The sequence below is a fragment of the Pseudomonas sp. DVZ6 genome, from assembly GCF_024259445.1.
Classification (GTDB): domain Bacteria; phylum Pseudomonadota; class Gammaproteobacteria; order Pseudomonadales; family Pseudomonadaceae; genus Aquipseudomonas; species Aquipseudomonas peradeniyensis.
The window spans coordinates 124,441-139,651 of sequence record NZ_JANCLM010000006.1 but is presented as its reverse complement, the minus strand read 5'-3'; the positions used below and the strand labels follow the sequence as shown (position 1 = coordinate 139,651).

Annotated in this window: 13 protein-coding genes; 9 read left to right on the top strand and 4 right to left on the bottom strand. The window is 65.5% G+C overall.

Annotated elements, in window-relative coordinates; genetic code table 11:
* Positions 1-233 precede the first annotated feature (233 nt).
* The 6 genes from adk (at position 234) to NMG10_RS05590 (ending at position 4,495) form a co-directional block, all read left to right on the top strand.
* Positions 234-884, top strand: coding sequence for an adenylate kinase (gene adk / locus NMG10_RS05615; protein WP_028691565.1), 651 nt, complete (start codon positions 234-236; stop codon positions 882-884).
* A gap of 91 nt (positions 885-975) precedes the next feature.
* Positions 976-1,650 carry a tRNA (adenosine(37)-N6)-threonylcarbamoyltransferase complex dimerization subunit type 1 TsaB gene (gene tsaB, locus NMG10_RS05610; RefSeq protein ID WP_234562846.1) on the top strand — a complete coding sequence of 225 codons (675 nt, stop codon included), beginning with the start codon at positions 976-978 and terminating at the stop codon, positions 1,648-1,650.
* 132 nt (positions 1,651-1,782) lie between these two features.
* Positions 1,783-2,073, top strand: a complete 291-nt coding sequence (locus tag NMG10_RS05605) for a hypothetical protein (RefSeq protein WP_203651067.1) — start codon at positions 1,783-1,785, stop codon at positions 2,071-2,073.
* A gap of 3 nt (positions 2,074-2,076) precedes the next feature.
* Positions 2,077-2,946 carry a DUF72 domain-containing protein gene (locus tag NMG10_RS05600; RefSeq protein ID WP_254463936.1) on the top strand — a complete coding sequence of 290 codons (870 nt, stop codon included), beginning with the start codon at positions 2,077-2,079 and terminating at the stop codon, positions 2,944-2,946.
* 22 nt (positions 2,947-2,968) lie between these two features.
* Positions 2,969-3,799: an oxaloacetate decarboxylase gene (locus tag NMG10_RS05595; protein WP_254463935.1), complete on the top strand. Its 831-nt coding sequence runs from the start codon at positions 2,969-2,971 to the stop codon at positions 3,797-3,799.
* A gap of 6 nt (positions 3,800-3,805) precedes the next feature.
* The gene (locus NMG10_RS05590; RefSeq protein WP_254463934.1) at positions 3,806-4,495 is read left to right on the top strand and encodes an extensin family protein; all 690 of its coding nucleotides are present in this window, start codon (positions 3,806-3,808) and stop codon (positions 4,493-4,495) included.
* Positions 4,496-4,497: 2 nt separating this feature from the next.
* On the opposite strand, the gene NMG10_RS05585 is transcribed toward NMG10_RS05590, so the two are convergent.
* Positions 4,498-5,118 (bottom strand): energy transducer TonB, encoded by a 621-nt coding sequence (locus tag NMG10_RS05585; RefSeq protein WP_203651072.1) that lies wholly within the window; start codon positions 5,116-5,118, stop codon positions 4,498-4,500.
* Positions 5,119-5,214: 96 nt separating this feature from the next.
* Between NMG10_RS05585 and NMG10_RS05580 the strand changes: the two genes are divergently transcribed.
* On the top strand, positions 5,215-5,997 hold the full coding sequence (locus NMG10_RS05580) for a class I SAM-dependent methyltransferase (RefSeq protein WP_254463933.1): 783 nt from the start codon (positions 5,215-5,217) through the stop codon (positions 5,995-5,997).
* 840 nt (positions 5,998-6,837) lie between these two features.
* Here the strand turns inward: NMG10_RS05580 and NMG10_RS05575 are convergent.
* The gene (locus NMG10_RS05575) at positions 6,838-7,479 is read right to left on the bottom strand and encodes a TetR/AcrR family transcriptional regulator (protein WP_084942489.1); all 642 of its coding nucleotides are present in this window, start codon (positions 7,477-7,479) and stop codon (positions 6,838-6,840) included.
* Between the two features lie 171 nt (positions 7,480-7,650).
* Here NMG10_RS05575 and NMG10_RS05570 point away from each other — a divergent pair, with 171 nt between their 5' ends.
* Together NMG10_RS05570 and NMG10_RS05565 are read left to right on the top strand one after the other, a co-directional pair.
* The gene (locus NMG10_RS05570) at positions 7,651-8,751 is read left to right on the top strand and encodes an efflux RND transporter periplasmic adaptor subunit (RefSeq protein ID WP_254463932.1); all 1,101 of its coding nucleotides are present in this window, start codon (positions 7,651-7,653) and stop codon (positions 8,749-8,751) included.
* 6 nt (positions 8,752-8,757) lie between these two features.
* Positions 8,758-11,823 (top strand): efflux RND transporter permease subunit, encoded by a 3,066-nt coding sequence (locus NMG10_RS05565; protein ID WP_254463931.1) that lies wholly within the window; start codon positions 8,758-8,760, stop codon positions 11,821-11,823.
* Positions 11,824-11,958: 135 nt separating this feature from the next.
* Here NMG10_RS05565 and NMG10_RS05560 read toward each other — a convergent pair whose 3' ends face one another.
* Together NMG10_RS05560 and plsB are read right to left on the bottom strand one after the other, a co-directional pair.
* The gene (locus NMG10_RS05560; RefSeq protein ID WP_203651077.1) at positions 11,959-12,648 is read right to left on the bottom strand and encodes a DUF4197 domain-containing protein; all 690 of its coding nucleotides are present in this window, start codon (positions 12,646-12,648) and stop codon (positions 11,959-11,961) included.
* Positions 12,649-12,713: 65 nt separating this feature from the next.
* Positions 12,714-15,203, bottom strand: coding sequence for a glycerol-3-phosphate 1-O-acyltransferase PlsB (plsB, locus tag NMG10_RS05555; protein WP_203651085.1), 2,490 nt, complete (start codon positions 15,201-15,203; stop codon positions 12,714-12,716).
* Positions 15,204-15,211: the final 8 nt, after the last annotated feature.

The window sequence follows — 15,211 nt, the reverse complement described above, 5'->3', positions numbered from 1 at the left end:
TTAGCCGGGCTGGCCTCGACCCAACCCCCGATGGCCGGTTGCGCCGGGCGCAACCAGTGCCCCGGCCAGCGGCGGGCGGCCCGTTCCTGGCACTTTTGGACGCTTGTCGGGGGGGCGGGCGCTGTGTATCTTGAGCAGCCTTTTGACCGATTTTACGGTCTCGTCCGATTTTCCGGAGTTGGCCTTGTGCGCCGAATCCGTTGATTTGCAAAGAAAAATATGAGGAGCACAAGATGCGCGTAATTCTGCTGGGAGCTCCCGGGGCCGGTAAAGGTACTCAGGCAAAGTTCATCACCGAGAAGTTCGGTATTCCGCAGATCTCCACCGGTGACATGCTGCGTGCCGCCGTCAAGGCCGGCACCCCGCTGGGCCTGGAGCTGAAAAAGGTCATGGATGCCGGCCAGCTGGTCTCCGACGAGCTGATCATCAGCCTGGTCAAGGAGCGCATCGCTCAACCGGACTGCGCCAACGGCTGCCTGTTCGACGGCTTCCCGCGTACCATCCCGCAAGCTGAAGCCATGGTCGCTGCCGGTGTCGACATCGACGCCGTGGTCGAGATCGCCGTGGACGACGAAGAGATCGTCGGCCGCATGGCCGGTCGCCGCGTGCACCTGGCCTCGGGTCGCACCTACCACATCCAGTACAACCCGCCGAAGGTGGAAGGCAAGGATGACGTTACCGGCGAAGACCTGATCCAGCGCGACGACGACAAGGAAGAAACCGTGCGTCACCGCCTGTCGGTCTACCACAGCCAGACCAAGCCGCTGGTGGACTTCTACCAGAAGCTGTCGGCCGCCAACGCCGGCAAGCCGAAGTACAGCCACATCGAAGGTGTCGGCTCGGTCGAGTCGATCACCGCCAAGGTACTGGCAGCCCTGAGCTGATCCGTCGACCTTGTCCGACAACGGCCCGCTTGCGGGCCGTTGTCGTTTATACTGCCGCTCTTTTTCCCCTGTCGCCTGGATACCTCGTTCGATGACCACCTTGCTGGCCCTGGATACCGCCACCGAAGCCTGTTCCGTCGCCCTGCTGCACGACGGCAAGGTGACCAGCCACTACGAGGTGGCCCCACGCCTGCACGCGCAGAAGCTGTTGCCGATGATCAAGCAGCTGCTGGCCGACTCGGGTGTGGCGCTGAGCGCGCTGGACGCCATCGCCTTCGGTCGCGGCCCGGGCGCCTTCACCGGCGTGCGTATCGCCATCGGCGTGGTCCAGGGGCTGGCTTTTGCCCTCGAGCGTCCGGTGCTGCCGGTATCCAACCTGGCGGCCCTGGCCCAGGGCGCGCTGCGCGAGCGAGGCGTGCAGCAGGTGGCCGCGGCCATCGATGCGCGCATGGACGAGGTGTACTGGGGTTGCTACCGCGCCGAGCAGGGGGAGATGCGCCTGATCGGTCAGGAAATGGTCCTGCCACCCGAGCGGGTAGCGCTGCCGCAAGACTTGGATGGCGAGTGGTTCGGCGCCGGTACCGGCTGGGGCTACGCCGAGCGCCTGGCGGTGCAGGTCGCGGCGAGCGACGCCGTTGCCTTGCCCAGCGCCCTGGACATCCTTGCCCTGGCCGGCTTCGCCTGGGCCCGGGGCGAGGCGGTCGCCGCCGAGCAGGCGCAACCGGTCTACCTGCGCGATAATGTGGCTACGCCCAAGGCGCGTTGAATGCAGTTCGTCGGCTATCGCCGTTCACGATAAAACCTTTTGCGTGTTCTGTGGTCCAGTTATCAGTTCGGGCATTAGCGAAGGATTCCTGATGCTGCTAAATTGCCATCATTGATCCTGAGTGCCCCTGTCATGCGTATCGACGGCTTCTCCTCACAGAGCTACCCCATCAAGCGTACGCCTCGCAAGGCGCCAGCGCGTGACGAAGCCATCGACGAAGCCGATGCCGAGATCATCGAGGACATCGACGCACAGGTCAGCCGTGCCAGCCGTCGCGGCGAGAACCTGCCGGCCCGCCAGCAGGACCTGATCTACCCCCGCGCCCGCGACCGGCGTACCTCCACGGCCCTGGCCAGCTACCTGACCACTGCCGGCTTCACCGACTGGGAGATGGAAGTACTGGGGCTGGACCTGTACATTTGATGGATGACGCCATCACCCCGCCCTTATTTCCTCGGTTGCCCGTCCTGGGCTGAAAACGCCTGGCGCGAGTACCTGTACCCCGCCGACGCTCGCACCAGCGAATTCCTCGGGCTGTACAGCCAGGTATTCAACGCCGTCGAAGGCAACACCACGTTCTATGCCCGTCCCGCGCCAGCGACGGTCGAGCGTTGGGCGCAGATCATGCCGGCGGGGTTTCGCTTCACCGCCAAGTTTCCCGGGGATGTCAGCCACGCGGGCGACCTGCGCGAACAGCTCGACTCGGCGCTGGACTTCACCCGACTGATGGCCCCCTTGGGCGAGCGCGTGTCGCCTTACTGGCTGCAATTGCCGGCGATGTTCGGCCCGGCGCGCCTGGGCGAGCTTGCGCACTTTCTCGATGAGATCGGCGTGCCGGTGGCGGTGGAGGTGCGCAACGACGCATTCTTCGCCCGTGGCGAGGAGGAGCGCCAGCTCAACCGGCTGTTGCATGAGCGTAGTGTCGAACGCATCTGCCTGGATCCGCGTGCGCTGTTCAGCTGCGCTTCGCGCGAGCCCGGCGTGCTTCATGCCCAGGCCAAGAAGCCCAAGGTACCGCCGCGCCCGGCAGCCTTTACCCAACACCCGCAGGTGCGCTTCATCGGCCATCCCGAGCTCGAGGCCAATGAGCGCTTTCTCACGCCCTGGGTGGACAAGGTCGCCGCCTGGATTGAGGAGGGGCGCCGCCCCTACGTATTCCTGCACACCTCGGACAACCGCCTGGCTGCGGCACTGGCGCAGCGTTTTCACCAGCGCCTGATGACCCTGTTGCCAGGCTTGGCGGCGCTGCCTGAATTGCCGCGCGCCCCTGAGGTCGAACAACTGGGATTACTGTGATCTGACTGTCGGAGGTTGAACCATGGATGTGCAAACCCTGCGAGCCGAAGCCTTCAAGGCACTGCATGAGCGTGATGGCGCGTTCGTCATTCCCAACCCGTGGGATGGCGGCTCCGCACGGTTGCTGGCCAGCCTGGGTTTCGAAGCGCTGGCCACCACCAGTGCCGGGTTGGCGTTCAGCCTCGGACGGCCGGATGCCGAAGGCGCGCTGACGCTCGAGGAGACCCTCGACAATGCCCGCGCCATCGTCGATGCCACGCCGTTGCCGGTGGCGGCGGACCTGGAAAACGGCTTCGGCGATCTGCCGGAAGACTGCGCGCAGACCATCCTGCGCGCTGCCGAGGCGGGGCTGGTGGGTGGTTCGATCGAGGATGCCAGCGGTCGCAACGATGCGCCGATCTACGATTTCGAACACTCCGTGGCACGGGTGCGTGCCGCCGTTACGGCCGCCCGCAGCCTGGCCTTCCCCTTCACCCTCTGTGCCCGCGCCGAGAACCTGCTGCACGGGCGCCTCGACCTGGACGACACCATCCGCCGGTTGCAGGCCTATGCCGAGGCCGGAGCGGATGTGCTGTACGCGCCCGGTCTGCGCAGTGTCGATGAGATCCGCGCGGTGGTGCAGGCCGTGGCCCCCAGGCCTGTGAATGTGTTGATGGGCATGGCAGGCGTGCCCTTGAGTGTGAACCAGTTGCAGGACCTGGGGGTGAAGCGCATCAGTGTCGGCTCCTCGCTGGCGCGGGCGGCGTTGGGCGCTTTCCAGCGGGCTGCGCTGGAGATCCGCGAGCTGGGCACCTTCGGCTATGGCGAGCAGGCCCTGCCTTTTGCCCAGCTCAACGATCTGTTCCGTCGCTGAGGTCGCATGCGCAGAATGTTCACCCTGCTGGGCGGCCTGTTGCTGGTTGTGCTGCTCGCCTGGTTGTCGGGCTGGCGTCTACCGGATGCCTGGAACCCCTGGGCTGCCCTGGATGTGCGGCATCCTCCGAATCTGCTGACGCCCTACAAGCTGTCGCGCCTGCGCGACGATCCCGAGCTATGCCGCCAGGCGTTGCAGACCACCCCGCTGCGGTATCGACCGCAGAGTGACAGCCCGCCGCAGGCCGCTTGCCCGTTGCGCAACGTCTGGCGGGTTGAAGGTGGGCAGGCGCGCTTGAGCAGCAGTTTCCTCGCCAGTTGTCCTCTGGCGGTGGCCTATGCGCTGTTCGAAGTGCATGGATTGCAGCCGGCGGCGCAGCGGGTGTTCGGTCAGCCGGTGGTCCAGGTCGATCATCTGGGCAGTTTCGCCTGCCGCAATGTCTACCACCGCAAGCAAGGCCGGCTCAGCCAGCATGCCACGGCCAATGCGCTGGATATCAGCGGTTTTCGCCTGAAGGATGGCCAGCGCATCGTACTGGCTCAGGACTGGCGGGGAGAGGGCCTCAAGGCTGACTTCCTGCGGCAAGTTCAGGCGGCGGCCTGCGAGAGCTTCAGCACGGCTTTGGGGCCGAACTACAACGCCGCGCACCACAACCACTTTCACCTGGACATGGGTTTCTGGCAGATCTGCCGTTGAACTCAGGCGTGTACGCGCACGTTGTTCAGCACCACCGGGCGCGCCCAGTGGATATCGAACTCCAGGTCGTTCTGTTGCTTGGCCAGCGTCTGCTCGTCGAAGGGTTCGGGCGCAGGGTCGAGCAGGTTGGTCTCGAACTCGGCGATCGGCAGGAACAGCGGCCGTGGCGATGGGCCGGGGCCGGGCTCGGCGGTGGGGTGGCCCTGGCTCATGACCACAGGGCGCAGCCAGCTGTTGCTGATATCGAGCTGGCGCTGTTGCTCGATCAGTTCGACGGTGTCGAAGGGTTCGGGGGCGGGCGGCAGCAGCTTGGCTTCCAGTTCTGCCTTGGGCAGGAACAGCGGCTCAGGCGGAGCCACTTCGGTGTCGTGAACAGGCAGGGTGCGCTGGGCATCGATCAGGGCCAGGGCGCGGGCGCCGCCGACCGGTTCGCCGCTGTCCTGGTCGCACTGCATCAGCGCCTGGCTGAAGGTGTCGACTTCGCCTTGCGATTGCTCTGCCATGGCCTGGGCGAAGAAATCCTGCCACAGGTGGCTGACGCCACCCAGTGCCTGGGTATTCTGTCGACCGTAGTTGCCGACAGGCGACAAGTAGGTCAAGCCGATGGGAAGAGTGTCTGACATGGCAGTCGCGGACGTTGAGCTCTGGCAGAATAGCGGGATATTGCCTGTATCGGCTCTGGCCGGGGTTTCATTAATTTATTTCGAGTACGGGAACGGATGGTAGAGCAACAGCAGGGCGCAGGTATCAGGGTCGAGGCACTGGCCCCGCAGTTCCAGGCGCAGGCCGAGGCATGGGCCGAGCGGCTGGGCTTGCCGTTGGTCGATGAAACCGCGGAATTCGCCGTGCAGCTGGGGGGCGAGGGGCTGCAGATCCAGCAGCTCGGGCCGCAGGCGCCGGGGCCGGTGCGGGTGGATTTCGTCGAGGGGCAGGCGGCGCACCGGCGGTTGTATGGGGGTGGCAACGGGCAGATGATCGCCAAGGCCGTGGGCATCGCCCAGGGCGTGCGGCCGCAGGTGCTCGATGCCACGGCGGGGCTGGGCAAGGATGCGTTTGTGCTGGCCAGCCTGGGTTGCCAGATGACCCTGATCGAGCGTCAGCCGTTGATCGCTGCGCTGCTGGAGGATGGTCTGGCGCGGGCGCGTGGGGACGAGGAGATCGGACCGATCGTTGCGCGCATGCGGTTGCTGACGGGCAATGCCATCGAGCGGATGCGGGCTTGGGAGGGGGAGGCGCCGCAGGTGATCTACCTGGATCCGATGTTTCCGCATCGGGACAAGAGCGCGTTGGTGAAGAAAGAGATGCGGGTGTTTCGGCCTTTGGTTGGTGATGACCTGGATGCGCCGGCGTTGCTCGAGGCGGCTTTGGCGCTCGCCACGCATCGGGTGGTGGTCAAGCGGCCGCGCAAGGCGCCTGTCATCGAGGGGGCCAAGCCGAGTCATAGTCTGGAGGGGAAGTCGAGTCGGTACGATATATATCCCAAGAAGGCTTTGAAGGCTTGATTGTTGGTTAGTTGGTTGGGGTGTTTGTTTTTGAAGTTGTAGGCGCATTCATTTGCGATGTCGACGCTTATTCACCTTTCCGCCCTTACGGCGGGTTACTTTGGTCGTGGCCAAAGTAACCAAAGCCGTGGCGCTCCATTCATCCGGCCCTGCGCTTCGCTCCGGGTTCCCTCACTCCGGCCTTGCTCCCGGGAGGGCCGCGCTGCAGGGCCCATCCTGGGCCCCAGCGCTTGACGGGCATCCATGCCCGTCACCTCCCTTCGCAAGGCCTGCGTTCGGCCTCCTGAAGTCGCGAAGTTACGGGCGGCGCCTGAACTAGCGCAGCTGTCGCTAGTTGAAATTTAATTAATCTCTCGATCGCATCGCGGGGCAAGCCCGCTCCTACACGACAGTCGCCGTTATATATAACCCTGTAGGAGCGGGCTTGCCCCGCGAATGGGCCGGAACAGCCAATACATAATTAACTGTCAAACAAATAATTTCGCATTTCTTGCTCTTGCTTCTAAGCGCGCAATAGTCCAGGCGCCACCAATTGCGACTTCAGGAGGCCGAGCGGAGTTCTTGCGGAGGGAGGTGACGGCCATGGATGGCCGTCAAGCGCTGCGCCCCAGGATGGGGCGTTCAGCGCGGTCCTCCCGGGAGCAAGAACGGAGCGAGGGGACCCCGGAGCGCAGCGTAGGGGCCGGATGAACGGAGCGGAACGGTTTTGCCTACTTTTCCCTAGAGAAAAGTAGGTCGCCGTAAAGGCGAAAAGGTGACTAAATGTCGACATCGCCTACGAATGAGCATGCAAAAATCAAAACAATCACCCCCGAACCCGAATCCGAACCCGATCCCGATCTACCCCCGAAAAGCCCGAACAAAAACCCCAACAGCCTCCCGCACATGCGCCTCAGCCTCATCCCCACTCAGCGCCTGCGCACACCCCAGCAACAACCTATAATCCGGCGCCCCCTTGACCAGGCAGAAGAAATGCTCCGCCGCCCGCAACGGGTTGTCGATCCGCAGCAACCCCCGCTGGTCGACACAGTGCAGCAGCGCCGCCATCCCGGCCATCACCCGCTTCGGCCCCGCCTCGTAGAAGTACTGCCCAAACCCCGGATCCTGGCTCCCGAGGGCAAAGATCAGGCGACTCAGCTTGACCGCCTCGTCACTGCTGATCAGCGCCTGGAACCCACGGGCAATGTTCAGCAGCACATCCTCCACCGCCACCCCTTCCGGATACTCGAACATCAAGTCAGGCAACTGGTTCTGGCAGGTGGACATGACCGCCGCGCCAAACAGCGTCTGCTTGTCGGTGAAATGGCTGTAGACGGTGAGCTTTGAAACACCTGCCGCCGCAGCGACCGCATCCATGCTGGTGTTGGCATAGCCAAGGCTGAGGAACAGGTGCTTGGCGGCTTCGAGGATGGCCTCTCGTTTGGCAAGGTCCTTGGGCCGGCCTGGGCCGATGGGTGCGTCGTTGGACATGAGGGACCGCATTCAGTGTGAAAGGGGCACATCTTACCGGGTCGTGAAGCCGTCGGCTGCAGCATACGTCCCAACGCAAATATGAGTTTTCTCTGAAACGCCCGCTTCCCCGGCAAGGTTCGCTGACTTAATATACTCGCCAGTATAAATATTCGATGCACCCTCTGCCAAAGGTCATTCATCATGTTGCGTCGTGCGTTGTCCCTCGCCCTGCCGGCAGCCGCCGTGCTCCTGCTTTCCGCCTGCGGCCAGGAGGCCGCGCCACCTGCCGCGCCGCGGCCGGCGCTGGTGGTCCAGCCGCAACCCGCGCAGGCTTCGGCCGACAGCTATCCGGGCGAGGTGCGCGCGCGCTTCGAGCCTGAACTTGCGTTCCGCATCGGTGGCAAGGTCAGCAAGCGCCTGGTGGAGGAGGGGCAGCGGGTCAAGACCGAGCAGCCGCTGGCCGAACTCGATCCCCAGGACGTGCGCCTGCAACTGGAGGCCAACCGCGCCCAGCTGGCGGCGGCCGAGGCCAACCTGGCGCTGGTGCGCGCCGAGCGCGACCGCTACCAGAAACTGCTGGACCGGCAGATGGTCAGCCGCTCCCAGTTCGATAACGCCGAGAACCTCTACCGCGCCGGCCAGGCGCGCCTGAAACAGGCCAAGGCCGAGTTCGAGGTGGCCGGCAACCAGGCTGAGTACGCGGTGCTGCGCGCGCCCCAGGCCGGGGTGATCGCCAAGCGCCAGGTCGAGGTGGGCCAGGTGGTGGCCGCCGGGCAGACCGTGTTCACCCTCGCCGCCGACGGTGAGCGCGAAGTGGTCATCGGCCTGCCGGAGCAGCAGTTCGCCCGCTTCGCCGTCGGCCAGACGGTGAGCGTGGAGCTGTGGTCGCACCCGAACCGACGCTTCGAGGGCCGCATTCGCGAGCTTTCCCCGGCGGCGGACCCGCGTTCGCGGACCTTTGCCGCACGCATCGCCTTCACCTCCAACGACACGCCGGCCGAGCTCGGCCAGAGCGCCCGGGTGTTCATCGACCATGCCGAACGCTCGCCGCTGGCGGTGCCGCTCTCGGCGGTGACCGCCGAGGCCGGCCAGGCCTATGTCTGGAAGGTCGGCAAGCACAACCGCCTGGAGCGCGCGCAGGTGCGCCTTGGCGCCTATGGCGCCGACAGTGTGCCGGTGCTCGAAGGGCTGCAGGCCGGCGATTGGGTGGTCGCCGCGGGCGGCCATGTGCTGCGCGAGGGACAACAGGTGCGGCCTGTGGACCGCAGCAACCGTGAAGTGAACCTGGCGGCCAAGGAGTAAGTCCCGATGGGTTTCAACCTTTCCGCCTGGGCGCTGCGCAATCGCCAGATCGTGTTGTTCCTGATGATCCTGCTGGCGGCGATCGGCGCCATGTCCTACACCAAGCTGGGGCAGAGCGAGGATCCACCCTTTACCTTCAAGGCCATGGTCATCCGCACCCTGTGGCCCGGGGCGACCGCCGAGGAAGTGTCGCGCCAGGTCACCGAGCGCATCGAAAAGAAGCTGATGGAGACCGGCGAGTACGAGCGGATCGTCTCGTTCTCGCGGCCCGGTGAGTCCCAGGTCACCTTCATGGCCCGCGACGCGATGCATTCCAAGGACATCCCCGAGCTGTGGTACCAGATCCGCAAGAAGGTCGCGGACATCAAGCACACCCTGCCGCCCGAGGCGCAGGGGCCGTTCTTCAACGACGAGTTCGGCACCACCTTCGGCAACATCTATGCCCTGACCGGCGCCGGCTTCGACTATGCGGTGCTCAAGGACTACGCCGACCGTATCCAGATCCAGTTGCAACGGGTCAAGGACGTGGGCAAGGTCGAGCTGATCGGCCTGCAGGACGAGAAGGTCTGGATCGAGCTGTCCAACGTCAAACTGGCCACCCTGGGCATACCGCTGGCCGCCGTGCAGCAGGCGCTGCGCGAGCAGAACGCGTTGAGTACCGCAGGCTTCTTCGAGACGCCCAGCGAGCGCCTGCAACTGCGGGTCAGCGGGCGCTTCGACAGCGTCGAGCAGATTCGCCAGTTCCCCATCCGCGTAGGTGACCGCACCTTCCGTATCGGCGACGTCGCCGAGGTGCAGCGCGGTTTCAATGACCCGCCCGCGCCGCGCATGCGCTTCATGGGCGAGGATGCCATCGGCCTGGCGGTGTCGATGAAGGACGGCGGTGACATCCTGGTGCTTGGCAAGGCCCTGGAAGGCGAATTCGCCCGCCTGGCGCAAAACCTGCCGGCGGGCATGGAGCTGCGCAAGGTGTCCGACCAGCCGGCGGCGGTAAAGGCCGGGGTCGGCGAGTTCGTGCAGGTGCTGATCGAGGCCCTGGCGATCGTCCTGTTGGTGAGCTTCTTCTCCCTGGGCCTGCGCACCGGACTGGTGGTGGCGCTGGCGATCCCGCTGGTGCTGGCCATGACCTTTGCCGCCATGTACTACTTCGGCATCGGCCTGCACAAGATTTCCCTGGGGGCGCTGGTGCTGGCCCTGGGCCTGCTGGTGGACGACGCGATCATCGCGGTGGAGATGATGGCGATCAAGATGGAGCAGGGCTACGACCGGCTCAAGGCAGCGAGCTACGCCTGGACCAGCACGGCATTCCCGATGCTCACAGGTACCCTGATCACCGCCGCCGGTTTCCTGCCGATCGCCACGGCGGCTTCCGGCACGGGGGAGTACACCCGTTCGATCTTCCAGGTGGTGACCATCGCCCTGCTGACCTCATGGGTCGCCGCGGTGGTGTTCGTGCCCTACCTGGGTGAGCGCCTGCTGCCGGACCTGGCCAAGCTTCACGCGGCCCGCCATGGCGCCGACGGGCATGCCCCCGATCCGTACGCCACGCCGTTCTACCAGCGCGTCAGGCGGGTGGTGGAGTGGTGCGTGCGGCGGCGCAAGACGGTGATCGTCCTGACCATCGCCGCGTTCGTCGGCAGCATCCTGCTGTTCCGCTTCGTGCCGCAGCAGTTCTTCCCAGCCTCCGGCCGGCCGGAGCTGATGGTCGACCTGAAACTGGCCGAAGGTGCCTCGCTGAACAACACCTCCGAACGGGTCAAGCAGCTGGAGGCGCTGCTCAAGCAGCAGGATGGCATCGCCAACTACGTCGCCTACGTCGGCACCGGCTCGCCGCGCTTCTACCTGCCGCTGGACCAGCAACTGCCGGCGGCGAGCTTTGCCCAGTTCGTGGTGCTGGCCAAGTCGCTGGAGGACCGTGAGCGGCTGCGCAGCTGGCTGATCGGCACCCTCGACCAGCAGTTCCCCGACCTGCGCTCACGGGTCACGCGCCTGGAGAACGGCCCGCCCGTGGGCTATCCGGTGCAATTCCGCGTCACCGGCGAGCACATCGAGAAGGTCCGCGCCCTGGCCCGCGAGGTGGCGGGCAAGGTGCGCGAGAACCCGCATGTGGTCAACGTGCACCTGGACTGGGAGGAGCCGAGCAAGGCGGTGTATCTGGACATCGACCAGGACCGTGCCCGGGCGCTGGGGGTGAGCACTGCGCACCTGTCGAGCTTCCTGCAGAGCTCGCTGACCGGCAGCAGCGTCAGCCAGTACCGCGAGGACAACGAACTGATCGAGATCCTTTTGCGCGGCACCCCGGAGGAGCGGCGTGAACTGGGTAACCTCGGCAGCCTGGCGGTGCCCACCGACAACGGCCAGAGTGTGGCCCTGTCGCAGGTGGCGACCCTGGAGTATGGCTTCGAGGAAGGCATCATCTGGCACCGCAACCGCCTGCCCACCGTCACCGTGCGCGCCGACATCTACGACAAGGAGCAGCCGGCGACCCTGGTCAAGCAGATCCAGCCGACCCTGGCCCAGATCAAGAGTGAGCTGCCCGATGGCTACCTGCTTGAAGTGGGCGGCACGGTGGAAGACTCCGAGCGTGGCCAGCGCTCGGTGAACGCCGGCATGCCGCTGTTCATCGTGGTGGTGCTGAGCCTGCTGATGATCCAGCTGCGCAGTTTCTCGCGGATGTTCATGGTGTTCCTCACCGCGCCCCTCGGGCTGATCGGCGTGACCCTGTTCCTGCTGGTGTTCCGCCAGCCGTTCGGTTTCGTCGCCATGCTCGGGACCATCGCCCTGGCGGGGATGATCATGCGTAACTCGGTGATCCTGGTGGACCAGATCGAACAGGATATCGCTGCGGGGATGGCGCGTTGGCAGGCGATCATCGAGGCCACGGTGCGGCGCTTCCGGCCGATCGTGCTGACCGCATTGGCGGCGGTGCTGGCGATGATTCCGCTGTCGAGGAGCGTGTTCTACGGGCCGATGGCGGTGGCGATCATGGGTGGCTTGATCGTCGCCACGGTGTTGACCCTGCTGTTCCTGCCGGCGTTGTATGCGGCGTGGTTCAGGGTCAGGAAGGACTGAAAACCGCAGGGGAGGGCTGTGCCCTCCGTTCGCGGCACAAGGCCGCTCCTACAGGGATACGCAATCCACTGTAGGAGCGGCCTCGCCGAGGCGTCGGACCGGCCGGAAAGGGCTGCAAGGCAGCCCCCATGGCCCTCAAAGAGCGCCGAACACCTTCTTGGCCAGGCTGGTCGCGGCACCGGCCGGGTTCTGGCGAATGCTTTCTTCCTGCTTGGCGATCATCTCGAACAGCCCGTCCAGGGCTTTCTCGGTCACGTAGCTCTCGATGTTGGCGCTCTTGGCGTCGACCACGCCCAGGCCTGCGGCTTGCCCGGCGAAGTTGTTGTACTGCTGGGCCAGGCCGACCTTGTCGGTGGCCTGCTTGACGATCGGCAGGAACTTGGCGCGGATCTGCTCGCGGCTGCTCTTGTTCAGGTACTGGGTGGCCGAATCCTGGCCGCCGCTGAGGATGCCCTTGGCATCGGTCACGGTCATCTTCTTCACCGCGTCCACCAGGATCGCCTGGGCTTGTGGCACCGCAGCCTCGGCGGCCTTGTTCATGCTGGATTCCAGGGCTTCGACCTGTTCACCCTTGCCGAACATCTTCATGGCCTTGGCGGCCTTGCCGAGGTTGCCCGGCAGCTCGATGCGCACGTCGGGGTTGTTGCTGAAACCGCCGGGGGTGCTCAGTTGCTTGACGGCGATCTGCGCGCCTTGGGTGAGGGCGTCCTTCAGGCCGCCGGAGGCGTCGCTCTGGGACAGGTCGCCGAGCGACAGGGCCAGGGCGTTGGCCGACAGCAGCAGGCCGGCGCACAGGGTGGTGAAGCGCAGGGAGGAGCGGATCATGGGGATTTCCTTATGGGCAGAATGGTGCAGGTTCAGCGTATCGGGTAGACCGGGATCGGGCCAGTTCACTCAACCGCCACAGGTTCCGGTGTTTCATCGCGGTGCAAGGCTACCTGGCGAATCGACAGACGCAGCTCTGCCGACAGTACCCGCTTGGCCACGCCCTCGGCCAGCTCGGCAAGCTTGTCGTGGTAACCCAGCTTGCCGTTGTCGTCCGGCTGCAGCACGCCTTCGCGCACCAGGGTCTGGATGAAGTGGCGGAACAAGGTCTTGTCGAAGAACTCCGGGGCGTTCAGGCCATGCAGGATCGACAGGCGCTGGGCCATCATCACGCACAGCTCCTCCAGCTCTTCGGCGCTCAGTGTGTGCTGGCCGCTGTTGAGCAGCAACGAGGTGGCCATGTAGAAGCGCTGCAGGGTCTGGGTGATGGTGCGTGCCAGCAGGGTCAGCAGGACGAACTGCCGCGAGCTGGGAGCTGGACGCATGTAGATGTCCTGCTCCCTGCGCAGCAGCCCCTGCTCGACCAGCGCCGTCAGCCACTGGTCGATCACCTCGTCCAGTTGCTCGGGCGTCCAGCGCAGGAACAGCTCGGCCTGCAGGTACGGATACAGCGCCCGCACGTACTGGCCCAGCAATTCGCGGCTCATGCGCGAGCTGCTGAGGAAGAAGCTCGCCAGCAGCCCCGGCAGGGCGAAGATGTGCAGTACGTTGTTGCGGTAATAGGTCATCAGCACCGCATTGGCTTCGTCCAGGTAGAGGATGCGCCCCAGCGCGTCCTTCTGCTCGGCCAGCAGGTCCATGCCCAGCACGTGGTCGATCAGCGCCTTGCCGTCGCCATCGGGCAGCGTGGTATGCGGCGAGTAGGGCACCTGGCGCAGCAAGGCCAGGTACAGGTCGAGTACGCGGGTCAGGGCGCGTTCGTCCAGGGCCAGGCGGCTGGTCGACAGCAGAGCCAGGGCCACCAGGTTGACCGGGTTGATCGCCGCGGCTTCGTTCAGGTGACGGGCGACCGTCTCGCCCAGACGGGTGGTCGTGTCGTTGAGCCAGTCCGGGCGGAACTGCGGGCCGAGCGGCTGATCGCGCCAGCCGGGCTGCTGTTCGTCGAGGAAGCTGTTGAGGCGGATCGGCTCGCCGAAGTTGACGTAGACCTGGCCGAAGCGCTGCTTGAGCGCGCCGATGACCTTGAAGATGTCGAAGATCGATTCTTTCTTCTTGCTGGCGCCGCGCAGTTCGCCCAGGTAGGTGCGGCCTTCGAGCACCCGCTCGTAGCCGATGTACACCGGGACGAAGACGATCGGCGTGCGCGAGGAGCGCAGGAAGCTGCGCAGGGTGATCGCCAGCATGCCGGTGCGCGGCTGCAGCATGCGCCCAGTGCGCGAGCGGCCGCCCTCGACGAAGTACTCGACCGGGAAGCCCTTGGTGAACAGGGTGTGCAGGTACTCGTTGAACACGGCGGTGTACAGCGGGTTGCCCTTGAACGTGCGGCGCATGAAGAAGGCGCCGCCGCGGCGCAGCAGGCCGCCGATCACCGGCATGTTGAGGTTGATGCCGGCGGCGATGTGTGGCGGCGTCAGGCCGTTGCGGAACAGCAGGTAGGACAGCAACAGGTAGTCGATGTGGCTGCGGTGGCAGGGTACGTAGATCACCTCGTGGCCGGGGGCGATGCCCTGCACCTGCTCGATGTGGTTGACCTTGATGCCGTCGTAGATCTTGTTCCAGAACCAGCTGAGCACCACTTCGAGGAAGCGGATGGCGGTGTAGGTGTAGTCCGAGGCGATCTCGTTGCCATAGTGCAGCGCCTTGGCCTCGGCCTTGGCGTAGGGGATCTTCTCGCGATCGGCCTCGTCGCTGATGGCCTGGCGCACCAGCGGGTCGTGCACCAGGCCCTTGACCAGGTTGCGTCGGTGCGAGATGTCGGGGCCGATCACCGCGGTCTTCAGGTTGCGGAAATGCACGCGCATCATGCGCTGGGCCATGCGCACGGTGCGCTCATGCCCCTTGTTGTGCTGCACCAGCTCGCGCAGGTGGATCGGCGCGGAGAACTGCACGCGGGTCTTGCGCCCCAGGATCAGCACGCTGAGCAGGCGGCGCAGGCGGCCGGTGACGGCCCAGCTGTCGGCGAACAGCAGCTTCCACGGGCTCGACTCGCTGGCGGGGGTCTGGCCCCAGAAAACGCTGACCGGAATGATCTGCGCGTCTTCCTCGGCGTGCTGGCTGATCGCCGCGACCAGGCGCTCGAGCGTCGGTGGCGCGCCGCGTTTGTCCTGGCGGCCGAGCCAGTCAGGCTCGGGGGTCAGGTAGAAGAACGCCGCGGGCTCCTGCAGCGGGCCGACGGCCACCGGCAGCACCGGACGTGGCAGCCCCGCCTTGGTGCACTCGTGGTCGATCACGGCCAGATCGGTGAGCGACGGCGAGGAGAGGGCGTAGAACACCGGTCGGCTGCGGTCGAGCTTGAGCGTCAGCGAGGACTGGTTGATGGTTTCGGAGCGCACCCACAGGTAGAGAACGCGACGCAGGGCGCCGAAGATGAGGCGGCGCAGGGGGGAACGGGTCATGGGGTGGG

Bases quoted from the DNA above. Each gene is read 5' to 3' on its own strand.
- adk (WP_028691565.1), top strand. From the start codon at position 234: ATGCGCGTAATTCTGCTGGGAGCTCCCGGGGCCGGTAAAGGTACTCAG.
- tsaB (WP_234562846.1), top strand. From the start codon at position 976: ATGACCACCTTGCTGGCCCTGGATACCGCCACCGAAGCCTGTTCCGTC.
- NMG10_RS05605 (WP_203651067.1), top strand. From the start codon at position 1,783: ATGCGTATCGACGGCTTCTCCTCACAGAGCTACCCCATCAAGCGTACG.
- NMG10_RS05600 (WP_254463936.1), top strand. From the start codon at position 2,077: ATGACGCCATCACCCCGCCCTTATTTCCTCGGTTGCCCGTCCTGGGCT.
- NMG10_RS05595 (WP_254463935.1), top strand. From the start codon at position 2,969: ATGGATGTGCAAACCCTGCGAGCCGAAGCCTTCAAGGCACTGCATGAG.
- NMG10_RS05590 (WP_254463934.1), top strand. From the start codon at position 3,806: ATGCGCAGAATGTTCACCCTGCTGGGCGGCCTGTTGCTGGTTGTGCTG.
- NMG10_RS05585 (WP_203651072.1), bottom strand. From the start codon at position 5,118: ATGTCAGACACTCTTCCCATCGGCTTGACCTACTTGTCGCCTGTCGGC.
- NMG10_RS05580 (WP_254463933.1), top strand. From the start codon at position 5,215: ATGGTAGAGCAACAGCAGGGCGCAGGTATCAGGGTCGAGGCACTGGCC.
- NMG10_RS05575 (WP_084942489.1), bottom strand. From the start codon at position 7,479: ATGCGGTCCCTCATGTCCAACGACGCACCCATCGGCCCAGGCCGGCCC.
- NMG10_RS05570 (WP_254463932.1), top strand. From the start codon at position 7,651: ATGTTGCGTCGTGCGTTGTCCCTCGCCCTGCCGGCAGCCGCCGTGCTC.
- NMG10_RS05565 (WP_254463931.1), top strand. From the start codon at position 8,758: ATGGGTTTCAACCTTTCCGCCTGGGCGCTGCGCAATCGCCAGATCGTG.
- NMG10_RS05560 (WP_203651077.1), bottom strand. From the start codon at position 12,648: ATGATCCGCTCCTCCCTGCGCTTCACCACCCTGTGCGCCGGCCTGCTG.
- plsB (WP_203651085.1), bottom strand. From the start codon at position 15,203: ATGACCCGTTCCCCCCTGCGCCGCCTCATCTTCGGCGCCCTGCGTCGC.